The organism is Tropicimonas sp. S265A, assembly GCF_049800835.1.
Classification (GTDB): Bacteria; Pseudomonadota; Alphaproteobacteria; order Rhodobacterales; family Rhodobacteraceae; genus Dinoroseobacter.
The window spans coordinates 234599-255899 of sequence record NZ_JBNAFU010000002.1 but is presented as its reverse complement, the minus strand read 5'-3'; the positions used below and the strand labels follow the sequence as shown (position 1 = coordinate 255899).

Below are 21301 nucleotides of genomic sequence, written 5' to 3'. Positions count from 1 at the left end.
TCTGGTCTTTTTCTTCGGATGCAGGCCTTCTAAAGTCCCGCAACAGCCATGACAAGCGAGGCACGATGTCCGACTTCGACCTGATCGACGATCCTGCCCCGGGGCAGAACGCGCCGGAATTTTCCGTGTCCGAACTGTCCGGTGCCATCAAGCGGACACTCGAAAGCGAATTCGGGCGGGTCCGGGTGCGTGGCGAAGTCGGTCGCGTGATGCGCGCACGCTCCGGGCATATCTATTTCGATCTGAAAGACGACCGGAACGTCGTCAATTGCACCACGTGGAAGGGACAGGTCGCGGGGCTGGTTGTGCAACCCGAAGAGGGGCTGGAGGTTGTCGTCGAGGGCAAGCTCAGCGCCTATGGCCCACAGTCGCGCTACAACATCAACGTGGATCGGGTGGCGGTGGCCGGGGTCGGCGCACTGATGGCGTTGCTGGAAAAGCGACGCAAGGCACTGGAGGCCGAGGGCCTGTTCGCGCCTGAGCGCAAGAAACCGCTACCATTCCTGCCAGAGGTGATCGGGGTTGTAACCTCACCCTCGGGCGCTGTGATCCGCGATATCCTCCATCGGTTACGGGACCGCTGCCCGCGCAAGGTATTGATCTGGCCGGTGGCCGTTCAAGGCGAGCGGTGCGCGCCCGAGGTGGCCGCCGCGATCCGCGGGTTCAACGCGTTCACGCCGGGCGGCGCGCTTCCGCGCCCCGATCTGATCATCGTCGCGCGCGGGGGCGGATCGGTAGAGGACCTGTGGGGGTTTAACGAAGAAGCCCCCGTGCGGGCCGCTGCCGAAAGCGACATTCCCCTGATCTCTGCCGTGGGCCACGAAACTGACACGACCTTGATCGATCACGCCGCTGACCGCCGTGCGCCCACGCCCACGGCGGCGGCCGAGATAGCGGTGCCAGTGCGGATCGAGTTGCTGGCGGGGCTGGGGGCTTACGGCGAGCGGATGCTGACGGGGCTGACGCGCATGGTTGGCCAGCGGGATCAAAGGCTGAAGGATGTCGGCCGCGCCCTGCCCCGCCCGGCTGATCTGCTGGCGATCCCGACCCAGCGGCTGGACACCGCGACCGAGCGGTTCTCAGGCGCGCTCGGCAAAGCCGTGACGGCCAAGCGGCTGGCGCTTAGCCATCAGGCCGGGGGGCTGCGCCTGTCAGCGCTGAGTACCCGGATCGCGCGGGGGCGCGACCGGCTCGGCCCGGCGCTGGAACGACTGGACAACGCCTATGCGCAGCGGCGCGCGGACCGCCGCGCGCGGCTGACGGCCCTGTCCCGCGTGCTGGACAGCGCAGGCCCCAAGGCAACGCTGAACCGCGGCTATGCGATTGTACGCGACGATGCGGGGGCGGTCCTGACAGAGGCGGCGGCAGCGCGCAAAGCAGCGGCGCTGGACATCGAATTTGCCGATGGCACGGTCCCCGCCCACCCCAACGGCACCCCCCCGGCCCCACGTACAAAGACCTCGGCCAAACCCAAGCCAACAAAGGGGCCGGATCAGGGCTCGCTCTTCTGAGGCGGGGTTCCCTCCTGCGGCGCGGCGTATTAGGTGAAGGACACAGGATTTCCGAAAGGCCCCGTCGATGTCGTTCTTCACAAAGCTGAAAAGCCGGATGTTCAAATCCTCCTCCAAGCTGGAGGAAGGGTTGGACGCGATTGTCGAAGATGGCGGAACGGCGGACCCGGCTGAGGTTGCGCCTGTAGAGGCACCGAAAGAGACGCTGGTTGAGGCCCACGCGCCCGAGGTGGAGCCAGAGGCCAAGGCAGCGCCAGAGACAGCCCCAGCGCCCGTGGAAGACGTGACGCCCGAGGCAGAGGCGCCCAAGGTGACGAACGCGCCTGAGCCTGAGCCTGAGCCTGAGCCTGAGCCTGAGCCTGAGCCTGAGCCTGAGCCTGAGCCTGAGCCTGAGCCTGAGCCTGAGCCTGAGCCTGAGCCTGAGCCTGAGCCTGAGCCTGAGCCTGAGCCTGAGATCACGGCCACACCCGCCGAGCCTGCGCAAGCCCCCGCGAAACCCGGTTTTCTGGGCCGCATGTTCGGCAAAAGCAGCCCCGCGGAGGAGGCCTCTCAACCGCCTGCCGCACCCGCGGCACCGCCTGCTCCGAAGCCCAGCGGTCCGGTGGTCCGGCGCGCGCTGGACGATGCGATGCTGGAGCAGCTCGAAGAGGTACTGATCGCCTCGGACATGGGTGTGGACACGGCCCTGCGGGTCACGGCCAACATTGCCGAGGGTCGGTTTGGCAAGCGCATGTCGACCACCGAGATCAAGGCCGTTCTGGCCGATGAGATCGCGCGCATCATGGAGCCGGTGGCCAAGCCTCTACCGATCTATCCCAAGCGCCCGCAGGTCGTGCTGGTGGTGGGCGTAAACGGTTCGGGCAAGACCACGACTATCGGAAAACTCGCCAGCCAGTTCCGTGCGGCGGGCAAGTCGGTGATGATCGCGGCGGGCGACACGTTCCGCGCGGCCGCGGTTGAGCAGTTGCAGGTCTGGGGCGAGCGCGCCGGCGTGCCCGTGCTGACCCGCCCCGAAGGCACCGACCCGGCCAGCCTTGCCTTCGACGCCATTCGGCAGGCGCAGGCGGATGGCACGGACCTGCTGATGATCGACACGGCAGGCCGCCTTCAAAACCGCGCCGACCTGATGGAGGAACTGGCCAAGATCGTCCGTGTGATCCGCAAGGTCGACGAGACGGCACCGCACAATACCCTGCTGGTGCTGGACGCCACGACCGGCCAGAACGCGTTGAGCCAGGTGGAAACCTTTCGCGCGATTTCGGACGTGTCGGGTTTGGTCATGACCAAGCTGGATGGCACCGCAAAGGGCGGTGTGCTGGTGGCGCTGGCCGACAAGTTCGGGCTGCCCATTCACGCCATCGGGGTGGGCGAGCAGATTGACGATCTGGCCCCGTTCGACCCAGAGGATTTCGCGAACGCGCTGACCGGTCGGGACGGCTGACCGTTCCATGCCCCTTCAGGTCCGAAAACATCCTCTGGGGGGCGCGCCGCGGGCGCGTGGAGGGCAGACGGCCCCCCGCCCCGCGCATTACTAAGCGCGCATGGGCGACTGGATCGTCTCCCTCTCCGGCACATCCGCCGGAGAAACCCTGGCGCTGGTCCTCGCGCTGTCGGCAGCCCTGCTGCACGCGATTTTCGGTGCGCTCCAGAAAGGCCGCCATGACCCGATCATCTCGCGCGGGGCGATGGACAGCGCCTACTTCCTGATGATGCTGCCCTTCGCGCTCTGGGTCGTGCCCTGGCCGGAGCCGCATATGTGGCCGATTTTCGCGGGCGTTTTCATCATCCACACCGGCTACAAGCTGCTGCAGGCGGCGGCGTACATGCGCGGCGCCTACACGGTGGTCTACCCCGTGGTGCGCGGCACGGGGCCGCTTTTCACGGTGTTCGGCGCGTATCTTCTGTTTGGTGAAACCTTTACCCTGACCCAGTGGCTGGGTGTTGCGGTCCTGCTGGCAGGCATCTTCGGGCTGGCGGTCTACAACCTGATCCACATCACCGTGGAACGTGACACACTGGTCCCGGCCTTGTGGCTTGCGGTGGCCACGGGCCTTTTCGTCGCGCTCTACACCACGTTCGACGCCTACGGAATCCGCGCCAGCACCCACCCGTTCACCTTCCTTGTGTGGTTCTTTGTGATCGACGGCTGGCTCATGCCAATCCTTGCCCTGCGACGGGCGCGCAAGCTGGGCCTCCGCCCGGCGCCCGGCCCGCTGGCCTTGCGCGGCGTGTTCGGCGGGGTGGTGGCGATTGCCAGCTTCGGCTCGGTAATGCTGGCCACGCGGCTCGACAAGGTGGGCGAGGCCGCGATCCTGCGCGAAACCTCCACCGTGTTCGCCGCGGCCATCGGGTACATCTTCCTCAAGGAAACCGTTGGCCCCCGACGACTTTTCCTGATGGCATTGATCGCGGCGGGCGCTGTGATAGTTGAAGCAGGAGGTTAAAGGCAGAGGCACATGGCAGAGCACAAACCAATCAACCCTTGGCTCAAGATGGGGCTGGAGCTTGGCCCGGTCCTGATCTTCTTCGTGGGGTACATGCGCATCAAGGACGACATGTTCGAGATCATGGGCCGCGAGTACAGCGGCTTCATCGTGGCGACGACTGCCTTCATCCCGATCCTGTTCCTGTCCATGGGGGTGCTGTGGTGGCTGACCGGCAAGCTCAGCAAGATGCAGATCGTTACCGCGATCATGGTGATCTTTTTCGGCGCGCTCACGGTGATCTTCAACAACGAGGCGTTCTTCAAGATGAAGACCACCATCGTCTATGCCCTGTTCGCAGGCATTCTTGGCGTGGGTCTGCTGCGCGGGCAGTCTTACCTCGCCTATGTGATGGAGGATATGATGCCCATCGCGGAAGAAGGCTGGATGATCCTGACACGCCGCCTTGCGGGCATGTTCGGTGCCATGGCCGTGGCCAACGAGGTCGTCTGGCGCACCATGTCCACCGAGTTCTGGGTCAAGTTCGAGACGTTCTTCCTGCCCGCCTGCCTCTTTGCCTTCTTCATCGCGCAGGCCAGGATGCTGGAGCGTTACAGTCTGGAAGAGGACTGACGCCAATTGCAGCGATGCAGCGTCAGTTTGGCGGATAAGATTATCCGCGCAGTATGCGGAACGTGCCCCCGGCACGTCCGTCGGACCCCGGCCAAGACGCTCCCGCTTCAGTTTGCGCGCAGTTGCGACATCAGAAACTCGGCCTCTGCCTGATTGAGGTCGACCCCGAACCCGCGATATGCGCGTTTGTAGGCGAACTGCAGGCTGCCGCGCCGCCAGCTGCCCAGAAAGAGGAGCCAATCGAATGGTTCTGACTGGAACCACATCCGCGGTGCGCGGGGGACCACCCGCAGACGCAGTTTCGGGCCTACTTCGAAGGAGTGCGTTCTGATCCAGCGGGGCAGATGACGTTCAAGGCTGATGACACCGTCGGCGTAGGTGACAATTTCCTTCCCGTCGATCGTCCAGAAAAACAGCAAAATTCCATTGAAAGTGCCAAACACGAGGAAAAGCAGGAAGGCGACTATGATCAGCGTGTTGTCGCCATTTACGCTCGCGAGGGTGCCAATCAGGAGAGGTGCTGCGGGGATCCATGCCACCGCGGCAAATCCGATCCACGCTGTGTGGAACCAACTCTTTCGCGACGGCATTTCCACCCGGAAGCCTCCGGCTGTACGCACAACCTGGACCCGCGCTTCGTCCACATGCGATGTCATTTCGGATCAGATGCCTTGCTGCCCTTGCCTCACCGAACTTTGTCGCGCGAAGGCGACGAAAGAACGGCGTGGCGATGGATCTGATAAGGCGGAGTGTCTAGCCGCACGATCAGACCACCCCGCGCACGGCTTCCATGTGGTCAGGACGGATGCCGCAGCAGCCGCCAAGGATCTGGACGCCGCGTTCGAGCCAGCCCGCGCTGGCGGTGGCGTAGTCCCCGGGCGAGATCGTGTCCTCGAAAATCCATTTGCCGTCCACGAACGCGCCGGAATGGGCATAGACCCCAACCATGCCATTCCAATGCGCGGCAACCACGTCAAGGCATGCGTCGATATCGCGAACATCGGTGTGCATGATGTTGACCACCGGCACATTCCTGTCGGCCAGCGCATCGAGCGCGTCTGACAGCTTCTCCCCGCCCTTGTAGAGGCGCACGGTACCGGTTTCGTCCCGAACGCAGCTCAAACCCACCCAGACCGGTATGCCACTGGATTGCGCGGCCTCCAGCGTGACAAGCATGCGGTCGATATGGACCTGCATCTCCAGCATCAGGAAATCCGCACCAGCCCCGGCGATGATTGCCGCCTGCGCCGCGATCCCCTCGGCAAGCACATCGAGCGGCGGGTGGCGCGCAACGAAGGACCAGTAGGAAATCCCCCCCGCCACCAGGACGTCCGGGGCGTTCTGGGCATCGCGCGCCTCAATGGCAAGTTCAGTTGCGCGGCGGTTGTAGACCTCGAACTGGTCTTCGGCCCCGGCATCCGCGAGCGTGTTGCGCGCGGTCGAGAATGTGTTGGTGATGATGATTTCAGCGCCGTGGGCGATGTAATCCTCGTGAATCTGGCGGACGATACCCGGATGGCTGAGCGTGCCACTGCTGGACCACGCGCTGCCGACCTGCGGCACGCCGCGACGCTCCACCTCGGTGCCGGTTCCGCCGTCGATAAGAATGCGTGCGCCGCCCCGGAGCCGCGTCATCAGGTTCGTATAGCGTGACATGGCACCCCCCGTCGCAACGTCAGGCCGCCACATGCACCAGAAAAAGCATCGGCGGTCAATTCTGAACTGGCGCGCCCGCGATGGGCCGTTCCGCGCCGCGCACGCACGAAAAAGCCCCGCCGGATGGACGGGGCTTTGTCGTCTGGTTTTTGAGCCGGATCAGCCGACAGACAGCGCGACGAAGCGTGGTTCGCCGTCACGCCGCACAAGCAACAAGAGCGACTTGCGCCCCGCCTCCTTGGCGGCCTCGATCTGCGCCTCGAAATCGGCGGGCGACGAGATCTTGTTCTGACCGGCCTCGGTGATCACGTCACCGGCGCGCAGGCCCTTTTCAAAGGCCTCGGAGGTCTCGTCGATATCCGTGACGACCAGCCCGGCGGTGCCGTCGGCCACGCCCAGCTGTTCGGCCATTTCGGCAGTCAGCTCGGACACGGTCAGGCCCATGATCTCTTCTTCGATGGGCTCGTCAGCAGGCGCGGAGGCCGGGAAAGTGCGCTCGGCCTCTTCGCGGCGCCCGAGTGTCACGAGGAGCGTCTGCGTTGTGCCTTCGCGGAAGACGACCACGCGGACCGCCTTGCCGACCTCGGTATTGCCGACGATGCGGACCAGCTCGCGGGTGTCTTCCACCTCGGAGCCGTCGAAGGTGACGATCACGTCGCCGGCTTCGATGCCCGCTTCGGCGGAGGGTCCGGGCGGAACGTCAGTGACAAGCGCGCCCTCGGCGCTCGCCAGACCCAGCGCCTCAGCCACGTCTTCCGTCACGTCCTGGATGCGGACGCCGAGCCAGCCACGGCGGGTTTCCCCGAACTCCTGCAACTGGTCAACGACGTTGGTCACGACATTGGCTGCCATCGAGAAGCCAATACCGATCGAGCCGCCATTGGGTGACAGGATCGCGGTGTTCACGCCGATCACCTCACCGTCCATGTTGAAGAGCGGTCCACCGGAATTGCCCCGGTTGATGGCCGCGTCGGTCTGGATGTAGTCATCATAGCTGCCTGACAACGCCCGGTTGCGCGCCGAGACGATCCCGGCGGAGACAGAGAAGCCCTGTCCCAGCGGGTTGCCAACCGCCATCACCCAGTCGCCCACGCGGGCTGTGTCACTGTCGGCAAAGGGCACGAAGGGCAGCGGTTCATCGCTGTCGACCTTCAGAAGCGCGATATCGGTGTTCGGATCGGTGCCGACCACGGTCGCCTCCAGCTCCTCGCCGGAAAAGAACTCGATCAGGATCTCGTCAGCCTGTTCGATGACGTGGTTGTTGGTGACGATGTAGCCATCCTCGGAAATCACGAAACCCGAGCCGAGCGCGTTGGACCGGCGCTGGCGGCGCTGTTCCGGGCGTCCATCCTGCTGCTGGCGTTCCATGAAGTCGCGGAAGAAATCTTCCAGCGGGGAGCCTTCGGGCACGATCGGCGCCGGGCCACCGGGCGTGGCCACATTGGTCGACGTGGTGATGTTGACGACGGCAGGGCTGACGGATTCGGCCAGATCAGCGAAACTGCCGGGGATCTCGCGGGCGTTGGTGGCGAGCGTTTGCGCCAGGACGAGCGCAAGGCCCAGCAACAACGCGGCAACGGCCTGAATGGCCCGCACGGGAGGGACGTCGCGCTTGGCAACGGCCACTTTCGGTTCTTGATGCAATTTCTGCACTCGAGGGTCCTCCTTGATGAACCACCTTGTCCGGGGCTGGTTCTGTCGTTCAGATCGCGGCTGGCGGCCGCCTGTCCCATAATGTTGGTCGAAATGGCGAAGTTACAACATCCCGGGAATTCCCGGGCCGTCACGCTGACGTGATTTCCATCAGTTTTCCATGGTTGAGCTAGATCGCAAAGCTTTTTCCCCACCACACGAGCATCACGCCCAAGGCAACGCACACAAGGCCGAGGCCGCGCCGGGTGGAGGTGGGAAGTTCGGCGAAGAGGCGCAGAGCGTCCTCAATACGCGAAGGGGCCAGTGCGAACACCAGCCCCTCGATCACGAACACCAGCCCGATGGCGATGATCCATGTCTCCATTACCGGTCCGCCCGGGGCCCGGTGCCGTCCAGATAATCGAAGAATTCGCTGTCGGGCGTGATGACCATGGTGGAGTTCTGCCCCTGCAACGCGCGTTCGTAGGCGGTCATGGAGCGGTAGAACTCGAAGAAGTCGGGATCAGCCCCGAACGCTTCGGCGAAGACATTGTTGCGTTCGGCGTCCGCTTCACCGCGGGTGATCTCTGCCTCGCGCGTGCTTTCGGACACAAGCTCCACCACGGTCCGGTCCGCCTGCGCCCGCACCCGCTGCGCGGCTTCTTCGCCGCGCGCGATCTCGTCCGCGGCCTCGCGTTCACGCTCGGCCCGCATCCGGGCAAACGTGGCGTCAAGGTTTTGTGGCGGCAGGTTGGTCTGCTTCAGCCGCACGTCGACGACCTCCAGACCGATTGCGGCGGCACGGGCCTGCACGCCTTGCGTGATGCGCGCGGCCAGGAACGCCCGCTCGGGCGACAGGATCGTGTTTGACGTAACCCCCTCGGCACCCAGAACCGCCCGGATCGCCGGGTTCAGGATACCTTCGAGCCGCTGCTCGGCGGCCTGCATCCCACCAACACCGACCGCCTGACGGAACTGGACCACATCTGCGATCCGGTAACGCGCGAACGCGTCCACGACCAGACGGCGGTCATCGGATGGCGTCACCTCGATCTGTTGGGTGTCGAGCGACAGGATCCGGTCGTCATACCGTACGACTTCCTGAATCAGCGGGATCTTGAACGCCAAACCCGGGTCTTCCTTGACGCTCTTGATCTGGCCGAACTGGAGCACGAGGGCCTTTTCACGTTCGTCCACGATGAAGATCGCGCTGAGGCCGATGGCGCCCAGAACAACCAGAATTGGCAGGAGGAAACCAGCTTTTTTCATCAGTTCGTATCTCCGGTCCGGCGCAGTTCGTTAAGGGGCAGATAGGGGACAACGCCCTGACCGCCCGCGCCTTGTTCACTATCGAGGATCACCTTGTCGACGCCGCCAAGGACCCGTTCCATCGTCTCAAGATACAGACGCTTGCGGGTCACTTCGGGCGCGAGGCGGTATTCCTGCAATACGGCGGTGAAGCGGCTGGCTTCACCCTGCGCCTCGTTCACGACCTGCGCGCGGTAGGCTTCGGCCTCTTCAAGAAGCTGTGCAGCCTCACCACGGGCCCCCGCGAGCACGCGGTTGGCATAGGCGTCTGCCTGACGTTGCAGCCGGTCGCGTTCCTGCTCGGCCGCCTGAACATCGCGGAAGGCGTCGATCACCTCGGAGGGCGGGTCCGCGCGGTCAAGGTTCAGGCGCACGATGTTGATCCCGGACTCGTAGCTGTCGAGCGTTGTCTGGATCAGCTCCTGCACCTGCTGAGCGATCAGTTCCCGGTCGCGGTTCAGGATCGGCGCCAGTTCGGACTGGGCGATCACCTCGCGCATGGAGGCTTCGGACACCGCCCGGACGGTCTGCTCGCCGTCGCGCAGGTTGAACAGGAACGCAGCCGGGTCCGTGATATTCCAGATGACCTCGAAGTCGATGTCGACGATGTTCTCGTCGGTGGTCAGCATGAGACCGTCATCGCCGCGCGCACCATTGCCGCGCCCCACACCGATCTGGATGGTGTTTTCCCGCGTGACCGGGATGACCTCTGCGGTGACAACCGGCCAGGGTGCGAAATTCAGGCCCGGATTACCGGTGGCGGAGTATTCCCCGAGGAACAATTCAACCGACTGTTCTTCGGGCCGCACTGTATAAAAGGAAGTGAAGGCCCACAGACCTACGAGCGCCAGCAGGCCGAGGCCGATGGTGCCCTTGGTCAGCTTCGGCCCACCGCCGCCGCCGCCCGGGCCGCGTCCGTTGCTGTCGCCGCCACGCCCACCCATCAGCACGCGCAGCTGCTCCTGGCCTTTTTTCATGATCTCGTCAATTTCTGGGATCTGGGGGTTGTCCCCCTGCCCCGGGCGTCGGCCCGGCCCCCCATTTCCACGGTTGTCTCCCCCACCGCGGTTCCCACCGCCGCCCCAGGGTCCACCCGAATTATTCGCCATCAGCTTTCCTTGTCATTCACACGTGGTGTTATTGGTACTGGACATGGTTGTATCCGCTTGAATATCAAGCCGTCCGCACAGGAGTTTTCATCGTCACAAGCTCCTCCGAGATCGTCGGATGCACTGCACAGACGCGGTCGAAATCCTCTTTCGTCGCGCCCATTTTGATCGCGACACCCGCCAGTTGGATCATCTCGCCGGCCTGCGGCGCCACGATGTGGCAGCCGAGGACCTTGCGTGTTTCACGACTGACCACGAGTTTCATCAAAACCCGGTCGGTCCGACCCGCGAAGGCTGTCTGCATCGGCCGGAACGACGTGCAGTAGACTTCTACCGGTTCTTGATCTCGCGCATCTTCTTCGCTCAGGCCGACCGTTCCCATCTCGGGCTGGGTGAAGATCGCGGAGGGAATCAGGTCGTGATCGGGCTTGGTCGGATTGCCCTTGAAGACGGTCTCGACGAAGGCCATGCCTTCGCGGATGGCCACCGGGGTCAACTGGACCCGGTTGGTGACATCCCCGATGGCGTAGACGGACGGGATGTTGGTCTGCGAATAGTCATCGACCGATATCTCGCCGCGCCGGCCTACAGTGACACCTGCGGCTTCGAGGCCGAGGTCTTCGGTGTTGGGCGTGCGCCCCGTCGCGAAGAGAACCGCATCGAAGACCTTTTCGGTGCCGTTGGTCGCCTTGGTCCAGATCGGGCCGTCATGGTCTGTGGTTGCTGGCCGATCGATCGTGTCGCCGACTGCGGCGCCCATCGCCGCGTCAGAACCGGTAAAGGTGGCGGCCGCCAAGTCTTCGGTATCGGCCGCCCGCATGGACAGAACGTTGGTTCCCAGATGCAGGTTGATGCCCTTCTCGCGCATCATCTCGGCGATCAGGCCCCGGGCCTCGTCATCAAACCCGCGCAGGATTTGCGCCCCGCGATAATACTGCGTGACCTCGACACCCAACCCGTTGAGAATACAGGCAAACTCACAAGCGATATAGCCGCCGCCCACGATCAGGATGGATTTCGGCATCTTGTCCATCAGGAAGATCTCGTTGGACGACATTCCCAGGTGTGCGTTTGGCAAATCCGGTGCCGAGGGGCGCCCGCCCGTGGCCACGAGAATGTGCTTGGCGGTGACCTCTTCGCCACTGTTCAGAACAACCGTGTGTGGGTCCTTCAGCCGTGCGCGGGTGTCAAAAATCCGGACGTCCGAACCCTTGAGCAACCCGCGATAGACCTGCTCCAGCCGATCGAGTTCGGTGTGCAGATGACCGCGAAAACCTGCCCAGTCGAACGTCCCGTCCTCAACATCCCAGCCATAGGCGCGGGCGTCGGCGAAACTGTCCCGGTAGGTGGAGGCGAAGACCATCAGTTTCTTGGGAACACAACCGCGGATCACGCATGTGCCACCCATACGGTATTCTTCCGCCAGCGCGACCTTCGCGCCTTCGGCGGCTGCCACGCGCGCGGCCCGGACGCCGCCGGAGCCTCCTCCGATGACGAACAAGTCGTAGTCAAAACTCATGGAGCCGCTCCTGTCGTCCGTGCCGGGCACACCCGGCCCGGTCCTACAGGTCGGAGAATACGTTGCCGTTGCCGGAGACTTCAACCTGCTCCTGCTTGACGGAGCCGTTATTTATATCGCGCAGCTCGACCGTCCCGTCGCTTTTGCCGATCACGACGATGTCGCAGATGTCGATAAAGAGACCGTTTTCCACCACCCCGGGGATCTGGTTCAGCACCAGCGAGACCTGTCGCGCGTTGTCGATCTTCTGCAGATCGAGGTCCACGATGTAGTTGCCTTCGTCCGTGACGAACGGCCGGTCCTGGTGCATCCGCAAGCTGCTGGTGCGGCCCGCAACGCTCAGGTTTATCAGCGTTTCCTCGATCAGGGTCTTTGTCGTCTCCCATCCAAAGGGAATCACCTCCACCGGCAGGGCGAACCGGCCGAGTTTCTGCACCTCCTTGGATGTGTCGGTAATCACGATCATCCGATCCGACGCGGTTGCCACGATCTTTTCCTGCAACAATGCTCCGCCGCCGCCCTTGATCAGGTTCAGTTGCGGGTCGAACTCATCCGCCCCATCGATGGTCAGGTCGAGCCATTTCACCTCATCCAGGGTGGCGACCTGCAACTTCAGGTCGCGCGCCAGATCAGCCGTGCGGGTCGAGGTTGCGACACAGGTGATCTGCATGCCTTCCTCGTCGACCGTCTCGGCAAGGTGCCGGACCATCCAGGCTGCTGTTGAGCCTGTGCCAAGCCCGACCCGCATTCCGTCTTCGACGAACTCCACGGCACGTTTGGCGGCGACATACTTTGCACGGTCGATGGGGGACAACTCTCCGGACATGATGAATTCCTCACTCGTTCAAAACAGCATTAATCAAAAAACCTTGGGAAGTGCGAGCGTGACTCTGGTGATCACGGCAGTCAAGTTGTTGATTGTCGCCGGTGGATGCTCAATCCCTGCCCCAAACCGGGGTTTTCAGAAGAACAGGGATCAATTTACCAAGATGTTCCCGTGGCAAAATGAGCAAAAGCCCCGGACGGTCCGCCCGGATCCGGGTTCGCCCGCCTGTTGCAGCGTTTGAAGTCGAGATTTGCGAATCCGGTGCAAGATCAACGTCGGCCAGTGGCCAGCGCAGGCCGTCGGAGGTGGCCTGGACCGGCCGCATGGGAAACAGGGAAACCCGCGTATCCTCGGGCAGATCAAGCGCGATTCGACGCGGCATGTGCATGATGACGTCCGTCTCGGACACCAGAAGGATCCGCTTGTCAGCTCGCATCACAAGCGTGTGAAGGCAAGCCAATGTGTGGTCAGTGCGCCCGTCCAGAAAGCCTGCGCACAGATACAGATCCGCTGAAACGCTGCGCAGGGCCTTGTCGAAATCGGTGCTGTCCTGATCGGCGATATGGTGCCGGGGCACGTCCGCAAATTCGGCGGGAAACGGCTCTGGCAGGCTATCGAGATCACCGAGAATCTGATCGGGGACAAGTCCAGCCGCTGCCGCATGCCGCACACCGCCATCTGCAGCCACGAGAATCGCTCCGTGGCGGAATACGGCGTGAACCGTGTCAATTGTGGCTGGTCCCGCACCCAATAGTGTCAGGATTGTGGCGGTGTTTTCCGTGAGTTGCATGATTTCGCGATATTTCGGGCCAGCTTGACAAAGTGCAACCGTATTTAAGGAAAATCTTACGGTTTTGGGTCTTTTTGTTTGTGAATTGGAAATAGCGGTTGGTAGATTGTGGAAGCTGGCTCGGGGGTAGAAAGTGAGCAGGCAAATGGTTGGACCTAGCAAGATCCTGACAGTGTCATATGGAACCTTTTCCTGTACACTCGAAGGCTTCGACGATCCGTTTTCGACAATGAAAGCGATCGCAGAGTATTTTCGCGACCTCGCATCCGAGGATCGCTTCTTCGGGGCGGAACCGCCGACCCCGGACGTGCAGATGCTGCATGCCATTGCGCAGAAGTCGTCGGAAAAACCGGTGGACGCGGAAATGGCGGAGAACGGCCTGCGCCTGACACAAACGCCCGAGGCCGCGCCTGCGCAGCCTGAGGTCGCCGCCGCGGCGCCCGCACCGGTGGGCGCGGACGAGGAGGGCACGGACAGCGTCCCTGCCACGCCGACAAACACCGCATCCGAACGCGAACCGGACGCGTCGGCGACGACGTACGCGGCCGACACGTGGGAGACCGCTGAAGAGCCGGTTTCTGCGGCGACGCCGATCGAAGAAGATGACGACCGGGTCGAGACCTTTGAGGCGGTTGCCGAAGTTACGGACACCCCAGGGGACGCATCTGAGCCGCACGTGGCGGCCGAAATGGTCGAACTTGCCGCAGCAGAGGACGCTTACGCAGAAGACAGCGATCTCGGGTGGTCCTTCGAGGCGGAGGACGAGCAGGAAACGGCCGAAGATGTCTTCGATGCAGAAGATGACGAAAACCTCTTTGCCGACATTGCAGACAGCACAGACACTGCCGACTGGTCCGCAACGACCGAAGAAGCGGTCGCCGAAGAAGAGGTTTTCGAGACGGAAGACGTCACTACGCCGAGCTTTGCCCAGGCCGTCATCTATGCGGAAGACGATGTCGAGGACATTGAACCACTGGTTGACGCCGCCTCGTTTGCGGAGGATGCGCCGGTCGATGACGAAGACGTCGCTGCGTTGTTCCAGATCGAGGAAACGGCGCCCGAAGTACCTGTCAAAGACGCCATCGCCGCGACCACGGACACGCCAGAGGAAACCGGACTGAGCGCCTCGAGCATCGCGGCCAAGCTGCAGCGGATCCGTTCGGTTGTTGCTGCCAGCGTGTCGGGGCTGGGTTCCGGCCAGAAGTCCAGCGCTGTCGATGACATGGCGGAAACCGACGATCTGACGGACGACATGTCCTACGCCCTCGAGGAGGACAACGCGACGGACAGTGTTCTGGTCGAGGATGGCTTCATCACGGCGCAGTCCCTCGAAGAGCCTCAGAACGACGCAGACACTGCGGAATTCTACGACCTCGAGGATGAGAGCTTCGAACCAGAGCAATCCCTTGAAGACGAGCTGGCCGAGATCGAACAGGATGTCGAGGCCCCCCGCCGCGGTGTGGCGCTGGAACTGTCGGACGAGGACCTGATCGCCGCCGCCGCCATGGCGCGCCCCCGGAACGCACCGCGCCCAAAGGCCTTCGAACGGACGCTTGAAGCCGAAGCGCCCGAGGCGGACATGGACCTGTCCACCACCGCCGAAGAGGACCTGCGCAACGATCTTGCGGCCATCGAGGAGGATCTGGCAGAGGCGGACTTGGCCAAAGCCGAAGCCGACGCAGAAGAAGCCGCTGAAATGCGTCGGTTACGGGCGCAGGAATCGCTGGGTGAGGATGCCGCCGGCAACAACGACGAGACCGTCGAACGCCTGCTGTCGCAAACCAACAGCAAGCTGAACGATGACACGACCCAGCGCCGCCAAAGCGCGCTTGCGCATCTCAAGGCGGCAGTCGCGGCAACGATTGCGGACCGGGTCAGCCCGAAGGACAGCGACGCGCCGGAAGACATCGACGAAACCGCCGATGACTACCGCAAGGATCTGGCTTCCATCGTCCGACCGCGGAGCGTCGACGTGTCGGAGGATGACGCGGAGATGGACACAGGCGATGGGCCGGACACAGCGGAAATCGAACCTCTGGTACTGGTCCCGCAGGCCCGCATCGAGCCGGAAACCCAGGTACGCCCGCGACGGATCAATCGCAGCGAAAAAGCCGACTTGATGCGCGAGCAAGCGAGCGGGTTCGCGGATTACGCCGAAGAGGTCGGGGCGCAGGAACTTCACGACCTGCTCGAGGCGGCCGCCGCCTACCTCAGCACGGTGGAGGGGAAAGAACACTTCTCCCGTCCCGAGGTCATGCACATGGTAATGCGCCACGATCGCGACCGTGCGTTCTCGCGCGAAGCACAACTCCGCAGCTTCGGAGATCTGTTGCGCAACGGCACGATCGAGAAAGTGAACCGCGGGCAGTTCGTCATCTCGACGGACAGCCGCTACGTGGCAGCGGGATAAGCGCGCTGCCGCCAGCCACTGTGCCCCACTAAAAACGACAAACGCCTCGCACCCGCGAGGCGTTTTCCTTTCCGCACCGGATCACCGGCCGAGGTCACCCGTCTTCGGACCCGGCCTTTTCGGGGTCGGCTTGTCCTATTCCCTTGAAGATGAACTTGAACGGAATGGCCCAAACGATGCCGAGACCGACATAGACAAAGAATTCCACCCAAAGGGGCGGGCGATCCAGCCAATTCATGATCGTCACGGCCGCAACGATGTATGCGGGCAGCCCGAGCAGCAGAATGACCAAAGACCAGCGACGGCGCGCTTTGTAAGAAAGAGCCATGTGCCCTCCGGCGTTGAGGAACCTTCAGTCGGCAAACGGGTCGGTGACAAGGATTGTGTCGTCCCGCTCCGGCGAGGTTGACAGTAGGGCGACCGGACACTGAATCAACTCTTCGATCCGACGCACGTATTTCACGGCATTCCCCGGCAGATCCGCCCAGCTGCGCGCACCCTCGGTGCTTTCGGACCATCCGTCCATCTCTTCGTAGAGAGGTGTGCAGCGTGCCTGCTGATCCGCCGCGGTCGGCAGGTAATCGAGTGTTGTCCCGTCCAGCGCATAGCCAACGCAGATTTTCAGCGTGTCGAACCCGTCCAGCACATCCAGCTTGGTCAGTGCGATCCCGTTGACACCCGAGGTGGCACATGTCTGGCGGACAAGGGCGGCGTCGAACCAGCCGCAGCGCCGTTTACGCCCGGTGGTTGTCCCGAACTCGTGGCCACGTTCACCGAGGCGCTGGCCATCGGCATCATCGAGCTCGGTTGGGAATGGCCCCTCACCCACGCGCGTTGTGTAGGCTTTCACGATGCCCAACACATAGTCGATGCTGCCCGGTCCGATCCCGACACCCGTCGCCGCCTGCCCTGCAATGACGTTTGAGGACGTGACGAAAGGGTATGTTCCGAAGTCGATATCGAGCAAGGCGCCTTGCGCGCCTTCGAAAAGGATGCGTCGCCCCGCCTTGCGCTTTTCGTTCAGCACTTTCCAGACCGGGGCCGCGTACTCGAGTATGGCGGGCGCGATATCCTTGAGATGCGCAATCAGTCCGTCCCGATCGACCGGTGAGATTCCAAGACCCTTGCGCAACGGATCATGGTGCTGCAAGGCGCGATCGACCCGCGCCTCCAGCGTGGCATCATCTGCAAGATCTGCAACCCGCACCGAACGTCGGCCGACCTTGTCCTCGTAGGCGGGGCCGATCCCACGACCGGTCGTTCCGATTTTCGTGCCTTTCGAGGCCGCCTCCTCCCGCGCGCGATCGAGTTCGCCGTGAATCGGCAGGATCAGCGGCGTGTTTTCGGCGATCATCAGCGTGTCGCGTGTGATCTCGACACCCTGGGCACGAACGGTTTCGATCTCTTTGACGAGATGCCATGGGTCCAGAACCACACCATTGCCAATGACCGACAATTTGCCACCGCGCACCACGCCCGAGGGCAATGCATGCAGCTTGTAGACGGTCCCGTCGATGACCAGCGTGTGCCCGGCATTGTGCCCGCCCTGGAACCGCGCGATAACATCGGCGCGTTCAGACAGCCAATCCACGATCTTGCCTTTGCCCTCGTCGCCCCATTGCGCGCCTACGACAACCACATTCGCCATATCGGCCCTCTTCGTTCTTAGCGGAAACCCGCGCCGGTATATCGGGGGCGGTGGCGCGAGGAAACCGCAAAATGCACAGTGGGACTGGACGCGCGACAGCGCATTTGGCAGCAACGGGGCAGACACTGCGCGTGCGCGCCGGACTGACGGAGCCGACCATGGACATTCTGATCCGCTGGATTGCAGCTTTTGCGCTTGTGACGGCAACGTATAATCCAACCGATCTGAATTACGTCCGTTGGGCCGTCGCGCAGTGGGAGAGCGCCACGCCTCTTGTGGTTCTGCTGGGGCTTTTGCTGCTGGTCGGCTACATCATCTTCCTGCGTGCGACGTTGCGGTCCATCGGTCTGTTCGGGATGGCGCTGATTGCTGCGATCTTTGCGGCGCTTGTCTGGGTCCTGTTCGATTACGGGCTGCTGCAACTGGACAATCGCGGCCTTCAGGTCTGGCTCGGTCTGTTGGCGATGTCACTTGTTCTGGGCATCGGGCTAAGCTGGAGCCTGGTGCGCCGCCGCCTGACCGGTCAGGTCGATGTCGACGATATCGAAGAGAACTAGGATACCGCGCAGCGGGGGCATCTGAGGGCTTGCGAGCCCGTCGCCAAACCCTTAGATACGCGCCATCGCACACCCGAAGGCCGACCCATGGAAAATGTTGTTCTGATCGTTCATCTGCTGCTGGCGCTCGCGCTGATCGGCGTGGTGCTGTTGCAGCGCTCCGAAGGAGGCGGTCTGGGCATGGGCGGCGGTGGCGGAGGCGGCGCCGTGTCAAGCCGGGGCGCCGCGACCGCCCTTGGCAAGATGACCTGGGCCTTGGCGATTGCCTTTATCGGCACCTCGATCACGTTGACCATTCTTGCAGCTGCAAACTCCAACACGGCATCCGTTCTGGATCGCATCACAGACGCACCGACCCCGCCGCCGGCAACAGCGCCGATCCTGCCCGATGGCAACGACCTGCTGCCGCCGGTCTCAAGCGACGCGCCATTGCTGCCACCGCGCGCGGAGTAACCGGCCCGGCACCATCATATTGCGGCGCGAGGATCTTTGCCCGCAATATAATGCGGTCCTGTTGCGCTCTGCCCGCGAATCTTCTATAGCTTAAATCCCGTGATGACCGGGTTTTGCAGCGCCTCTCACGTGGCAAAAAGCTCTCTCTCACATCGATGACAGGGCCCTGATACGGGCTAAACCACTGGGGGACTCCGGCCCATATGGCACGATTTGTTTTCATCACGGGTGGGGTCGTGTCCTCGCTGGGAAAAGGCCTCGCATCGGCGGCGCTCGGCGCGCTTTTGCAGGCGCGGGGGTTTTCTGTGCGCCTGCGCAAGCTCGATCCATATCTGAACGTCGACCCCGGCACGATGAGCCCGTTTGAACATGGTGAGGTGTTCGTGACCGATGATGGCGCGGAAACCGACCTCGATCTGGGCCACTACGAACGGTTTACCGGGGTGGCCGCGCGCAAGACCGACTCGGTCAGTTCGGGCAGGATTTATTCGAACGTGCTGGAGAAGGAACGCCGCGGGGATTACCTCGGCAAAACGATCCAGGTCATCCCCCATGTCACCAACGAGATCAAGGACTTCATCGCCATCGGAGAGGATGAGGTCGACTTCATGCTATGTGAAATCGGCGGCACGGTCGGCGACATCGAGGGGCTACCCTTCTTCGAGGCAATCCGCCAGTTCGGGCAGGACAAGCCGCGCGGACAGTGCATTTTCATGCACCTGACGCTCCTGCCCTATATCGCCGCCTCGGGCGAGTTGAAGACCAAACCCACCCAGCATTCCGTCAAGGAACTGCGGTCGATCGGCATTGCGCCCGATGTTCTCGTGTGCCGGTCCGAAGGCGCGATCCCGCAGAAGGAACGCGACAAGCTGGCCCTGTTTTGCAACGTGCGCCCCGAATCCGTGATCGCGGCGCAGGACCTCAAGTCGATCTATGAGGCCCCGCTGGCCTACCACCGGGAGGGCTTGGATCAGGCGGTTCTGGACGCGTTCAACATCTCGCCCGCGCCAAAGCCGGACCTGAGCGTCTGGCAGGACGTGGCCGACCGGGTGCACAACCCCGAGGGCGAGGTGAATGTCGCCATCGTCGGGAAGTACACGCAGCTTGAGGATGCCTACAAATCCATCGCCGAAGCGCTGACCCACGGCGGGATGGCGAACCGCGTGAAAGTGAAATCCGAGTGGATCGACGCCGAGATTTTCGAGCGCGAAGACCCGGTGCCGCATCTGGAGAAGTTCGACGCGATCCTAGTGCCCGGCGGGTTCGGGGAGCGCGGGACCGAAGGCAAGATCAAGGCTGCGCAATTCGCGCGGGAGCACAAGATCCCCTACCTGGGCATTTGCCTCGGCATGCAGATGGCGGTGATCGAGGCGGCTAGGAACCTAGCGGATGTCGTCGATGCAGGGTCCGAGGAGTTTGATCACGAAGCCGGAAAACGGCGGTTCACGCCCGTGGTCTATCACCTGAAGGAATGGGTGCAGGGCAACCACAAGGTCGAGCGCAAGGTCGGCGATGACAAGGGCGGCACCATGCGGCTCGGCGCCTACGACGCGATGCTGAAGTCAGGGTCAAAAGTCGCGGAGATTTACGGCGGCACCCGGATCGAGGAGCGTCATCGCCATCGCTATGAAGTGGACATCAAGTACCGCGACAAGTTGCAGGAGGAGGGTTTGATATTCTCCGGAATGTCCCCGGATGGCCGCCTGCCGGAGATTGTCGAGGTCAAGGATCATCCGTGGTTCATCGGGGTGCAGTTCCATCCGGAACTGAAATCGAAACCGTTCGAGCCGCACCCTTTGTTTGCGGATTTCGTCCGAGCGGCGAAAGACAACAGCAGGTTGGTCTGACAGTCGGGTGTCAGCGCAACCGGACGCGCTGGACCGAGGTATTTTTGCACGAACAGAACCCGAAGGACGGGGTATGCGTCAGTTGAACTTCGCGACCTGTGATGTGTTCACCGAGCAGCGCTACACCGGCAATCCGCTTGCGATCGTCGAGGGTGCTGAGGGGTTGAGCACGGCGCAGATGCAGACCATCGCGCGGGAATTCAACCTGTCGGAAACGATCTTCGTACTGCCGCCGCGCGATCCCGCACACACGGCGCGGGTGCGAATCTTCTTTCCGACGGACGAGATCCCGTTTGCGGGGCATCCAACAATCGGCTGCGCAATTCATCTGGCAGTGGCCGAACACGGGGCTTCGGATTTTGAGACGCGGATCACCCTTGAGGAGGAGGCGGGCCTGGTTCCGGTTCAGGTCACGCAGCGCGACGGACGAATAGTTGCGGAATTGCAGGCCCCGGTCCTGCCGCACGCACATGCCGGCACGATCGAACCGGACCTGTTGGCGGCAGCCCTGGGTCTGCCGCCATCGGCACTGGGCTTTGATGGGCATCGCCCTGCGCTGTTCGCTGGGGGACCTGCGTTCCTGTATGCTCCGGTTGCGGATGCACGCGCGCTGCGCATGGCGCGCCCGTTGGAACCGGCTTGGGCGCAGGTCATGACGGCGGGCAACGTGGACAGCGTCTATGTGTATTGCAGGGCAGCAGGCGGTTTTGCAGCGCGTATGTTCGCCCCCACCGCCGGTATCCCGGAAGACCCTGCCACCGGCTCGGCCGCGGCCATTCTGGCAGCGCAGTTGCTGGCCGCGGACGATATTCGAGGCGACACGCACCGCGTTACCGTCGCGCAAGGCATGCAGATGGGGCGCCCGAGCACACTGAATCTGCGCATCGTCACTGCACGTGGCCGTTTGAAAGAAGTCTACGTTGGCGGTAGCGCGGTCCCGGTTTCGTCTGGCACCCTGACCGTTCCGGACGCCTGAGGC

20 protein-coding genes are annotated in these 21301 nt (G+C 63.0%); 9 read left to right on the top strand and 11 right to left on the bottom strand.

Annotation, left to right across the window (positions count from 1 at the left end; genetic code table 11):
- Positions 1 to 65: 65 nt before the first annotated feature.
- The 4 genes from xseA (at position 66) to ACP15N_RS08825 (ending at position 4567) form a co-directional block, all read left to right on the top strand.
- Positions 66 to 1511, top strand: coding sequence for an exodeoxyribonuclease VII large subunit (xseA, locus tag ACP15N_RS08840; RefSeq protein WP_425091874.1), 1446 nt, complete (start codon positions 66 to 68; stop codon positions 1509 to 1511).
- A gap of 67 nt (positions 1512 to 1578) precedes the next feature.
- Positions 1579 to 2952 (top strand): signal recognition particle-docking protein FtsY, encoded by a 1374-nt coding sequence (gene ftsY, locus ACP15N_RS08835; protein WP_425091873.1) that lies wholly within the window; start codon positions 1579 to 1581, stop codon positions 2950 to 2952.
- A gap of 100 nt (positions 2953 to 3052) precedes the next feature.
- Positions 3053 to 3955 carry an EamA family transporter gene (locus ACP15N_RS08830; RefSeq protein ID WP_425091872.1) on the top strand — a complete coding sequence of 301 codons (903 nt, stop codon included), beginning with the start codon at positions 3053 to 3055 and terminating at the stop codon, positions 3953 to 3955.
- A 12-nt stretch (positions 3956 to 3967) separates the two neighbouring features.
- Positions 3968 to 4567, top strand: coding sequence for an inner membrane-spanning protein YciB (locus ACP15N_RS08825; RefSeq protein ID WP_425091871.1), 600 nt, complete (start codon positions 3968 to 3970; stop codon positions 4565 to 4567).
- Positions 4568 to 4674: 107 nt separating this feature from the next.
- On the opposite strand, the gene ACP15N_RS08820 is transcribed toward ACP15N_RS08825, so the two are convergent.
- The 9 genes from ACP15N_RS08820 to ACP15N_RS08780 form a co-directional block, all read right to left on the bottom strand.
- On the bottom strand, positions 4675 to 5106 hold the full coding sequence (locus ACP15N_RS08820) for a hypothetical protein (RefSeq protein ID WP_425091870.1): 432 nt from the start codon (positions 5104 to 5106) through the stop codon (positions 4675 to 4677).
- Positions 5107 to 5332: 226 nt separating this feature from the next.
- The gene (locus ACP15N_RS08815; protein ID WP_425091869.1) at positions 5333 to 6223 is read right to left on the bottom strand and encodes a homocysteine S-methyltransferase family protein; all 891 of its coding nucleotides are present in this window, start codon (positions 6221 to 6223) and stop codon (positions 5333 to 5335) included.
- A 159-nt stretch (positions 6224 to 6382) separates the two neighbouring features.
- Positions 6383 to 7819 (bottom strand): DegQ family serine endoprotease, encoded by a 1437-nt coding sequence (locus tag ACP15N_RS08810; protein ID WP_425092116.1) that lies wholly within the window; start codon positions 7817 to 7819, stop codon positions 6383 to 6385.
- A gap of 226 nt (positions 7820 to 8045) precedes the next feature.
- Entirely contained in the window at positions 8046 to 8240 is a 195-nt protein-coding gene (locus tag ACP15N_RS08805; RefSeq protein WP_425091868.1) for a DUF2065 domain-containing protein, read from the bottom strand.
- A complete protein-coding gene (gene hflC / locus ACP15N_RS08800) occupies positions 8240 to 9124 on the bottom strand; it encodes a protease modulator HflC (protein ID WP_425091867.1) in 885 nt (294 codons plus the stop codon). The genes ACP15N_RS08805 and hflC overlap by 1 nt, the downstream gene beginning before the upstream one ends.
- Positions 9124 to 10272, bottom strand: coding sequence for an FtsH protease activity modulator HflK (gene hflK, locus ACP15N_RS08795; RefSeq protein ID WP_425091866.1), 1149 nt, complete (start codon positions 10270 to 10272; stop codon positions 9124 to 9126). The genes hflC and hflK overlap by 1 nt, the downstream gene beginning before the upstream one ends.
- Before the next feature lie 64 nt (positions 10273 to 10336).
- Entirely contained in the window at positions 10337 to 11791 is a 1455-nt protein-coding gene (locus tag ACP15N_RS08790; protein WP_425091865.1) for an FAD-dependent oxidoreductase, read from the bottom strand.
- 43 nt (positions 11792 to 11834) lie between these two features.
- Positions 11835 to 12617: a ribose-5-phosphate isomerase RpiA gene (rpiA, locus tag ACP15N_RS08785; RefSeq protein WP_425091864.1), complete on the bottom strand. Its 783-nt coding sequence runs from the start codon at positions 12615 to 12617 to the stop codon at positions 11835 to 11837.
- 109 nt (positions 12618 to 12726) lie between these two features.
- Positions 12727 to 13407, bottom strand: a complete 681-nt coding sequence (locus ACP15N_RS08780) for a thiamine diphosphokinase (protein ID WP_425091863.1) — start codon at positions 13405 to 13407, stop codon at positions 12727 to 12729.
- 229 nt (positions 13408 to 13636) lie between these two features.
- Here ACP15N_RS08780 and ACP15N_RS08775 point away from each other — a divergent pair, with 229 nt between their 5' ends.
- Entirely contained in the window at positions 13637 to 15817 is a 2181-nt protein-coding gene (locus tag ACP15N_RS08775; RefSeq protein WP_425091862.1) for a hypothetical protein, read from the top strand.
- 94 nt (positions 15818 to 15911) lie between these two features.
- Here ACP15N_RS08775 and ACP15N_RS08770 read toward each other — a convergent pair whose 3' ends face one another.
- Positions 15912 to 16145, bottom strand: coding sequence for a DUF2842 domain-containing protein (locus ACP15N_RS08770; protein ID WP_425091861.1), 234 nt, complete (start codon positions 16143 to 16145; stop codon positions 15912 to 15914).
- A 24-nt stretch (positions 16146 to 16169) separates the two neighbouring features.
- Positions 16170 to 17465, bottom strand: a complete 1296-nt coding sequence (locus tag ACP15N_RS08765) for an adenylosuccinate synthase (protein WP_425091860.1) — start codon at positions 17463 to 17465, stop codon at positions 16170 to 16172.
- Between the two features lie 71 nt (positions 17466 to 17536).
- On the opposite strand from ACP15N_RS08765, the gene ACP15N_RS08760 reads away from it, so the two are divergent.
- From ACP15N_RS08760 to ACP15N_RS08745, 4 genes are all read left to right on the top strand, one after another.
- Positions 17537 to 18022 (top strand): DUF6524 family protein, encoded by a 486-nt coding sequence (locus tag ACP15N_RS08760; protein ID WP_425091859.1) that lies wholly within the window; start codon positions 17537 to 17539, stop codon positions 18020 to 18022.
- A gap of 87 nt (positions 18023 to 18109) precedes the next feature.
- On the top strand, positions 18110 to 18475 hold the full coding sequence (secG, locus tag ACP15N_RS08755; RefSeq protein WP_425091858.1) for a preprotein translocase subunit SecG: 366 nt from the start codon (positions 18110 to 18112) through the stop codon (positions 18473 to 18475).
- Between the two features lie 203 nt (positions 18476 to 18678).
- Complete coding sequence (locus ACP15N_RS08750) at positions 18679 to 20322, top strand: CTP synthase (RefSeq protein ID WP_425091857.1); 1644 nt, start codon at positions 18679 to 18681, stop codon at positions 20320 to 20322.
- A gap of 73 nt (positions 20323 to 20395) precedes the next feature.
- Positions 20396 to 21298, top strand: a complete 903-nt coding sequence (locus ACP15N_RS08745; RefSeq protein WP_425091856.1) for a PhzF family phenazine biosynthesis protein — start codon at positions 20396 to 20398, stop codon at positions 21296 to 21298.
- The last annotated feature ends 3 nt before the right edge of the window (positions 21299 to 21301 follow it).

Excerpts from the sequence above, each read along its gene's own strand:
- xseA (WP_425091874.1), top strand. The coding sequence starts at position 66 with ATGTCCGACTTCGACCTGATCGACGATCCTGCCCCGGGGCAGAACGCG.
- ftsY (WP_425091873.1), top strand. The coding sequence starts at position 1,579 with ATGTCGTTCTTCACAAAGCTGAAAAGCCGGATGTTCAAATCCTCCTCC.
- ACP15N_RS08830 (WP_425091872.1), top strand. The coding sequence starts at position 3,053 with ATGGGCGACTGGATCGTCTCCCTCTCCGGCACATCCGCCGGAGAAACC.
- ACP15N_RS08825 (WP_425091871.1), top strand. The coding sequence starts at position 3,968 with ATGGCAGAGCACAAACCAATCAACCCTTGGCTCAAGATGGGGCTGGAG.
- ACP15N_RS08815 (WP_425091869.1), bottom strand. The coding sequence starts at position 6,223 with ATGTCACGCTATACGAACCTGATGACGCGGCTCCGGGGCGGCGCACGC.
- ACP15N_RS08805 (WP_425091868.1), bottom strand. The coding sequence starts at position 8,240 with ATGGAGACATGGATCATCGCCATCGGGCTGGTGTTCGTGATCGAGGGG.
- hflC (WP_425091867.1), bottom strand. The coding sequence starts at position 9,124 with ATGAAAAAAGCTGGTTTCCTCCTGCCAATTCTGGTTGTTCTGGGCGCC.
- hflK (WP_425091866.1), bottom strand. The coding sequence starts at position 10,272 with ATGGCGAATAATTCGGGTGGACCCTGGGGCGGCGGTGGGAACCGCGGT.
- ACP15N_RS08790 (WP_425091865.1), bottom strand. The coding sequence starts at position 11,791 with ATGAGTTTTGACTACGACTTGTTCGTCATCGGAGGAGGCTCCGGCGGC.
- rpiA (WP_425091864.1), bottom strand. The coding sequence starts at position 12,617 with ATGTCCGGAGAGTTGTCCCCCATCGACCGTGCAAAGTATGTCGCCGCC.
- ACP15N_RS08780 (WP_425091863.1), bottom strand. The coding sequence starts at position 13,407 with ATGCAACTCACGGAAAACACCGCCACAATCCTGACACTATTGGGTGCG.
- ACP15N_RS08775 (WP_425091862.1), top strand. The coding sequence starts at position 13,637 with ATGAAAGCGATCGCAGAGTATTTTCGCGACCTCGCATCCGAGGATCGC.
- ACP15N_RS08770 (WP_425091861.1), bottom strand. The coding sequence starts at position 16,145 with ATGGCTCTTTCTTACAAAGCGCGCCGTCGCTGGTCTTTGGTCATTCTG.
- ACP15N_RS08765 (WP_425091860.1), bottom strand. The coding sequence starts at position 17,465 with ATGGCGAATGTGGTTGTCGTAGGCGCGCAATGGGGCGACGAGGGCAAA.
- ACP15N_RS08760 (WP_425091859.1), top strand. The coding sequence starts at position 17,537 with ATGCACAGTGGGACTGGACGCGCGACAGCGCATTTGGCAGCAACGGGG.
- secG (WP_425091858.1), top strand. The coding sequence starts at position 18,110 with ATGGAAAATGTTGTTCTGATCGTTCATCTGCTGCTGGCGCTCGCGCTG.
- ACP15N_RS08750 (WP_425091857.1), top strand. The coding sequence starts at position 18,679 with ATGGCACGATTTGTTTTCATCACGGGTGGGGTCGTGTCCTCGCTGGGA.
- ACP15N_RS08745 (WP_425091856.1), top strand. The coding sequence starts at position 20,396 with ATGCGTCAGTTGAACTTCGCGACCTGTGATGTGTTCACCGAGCAGCGC.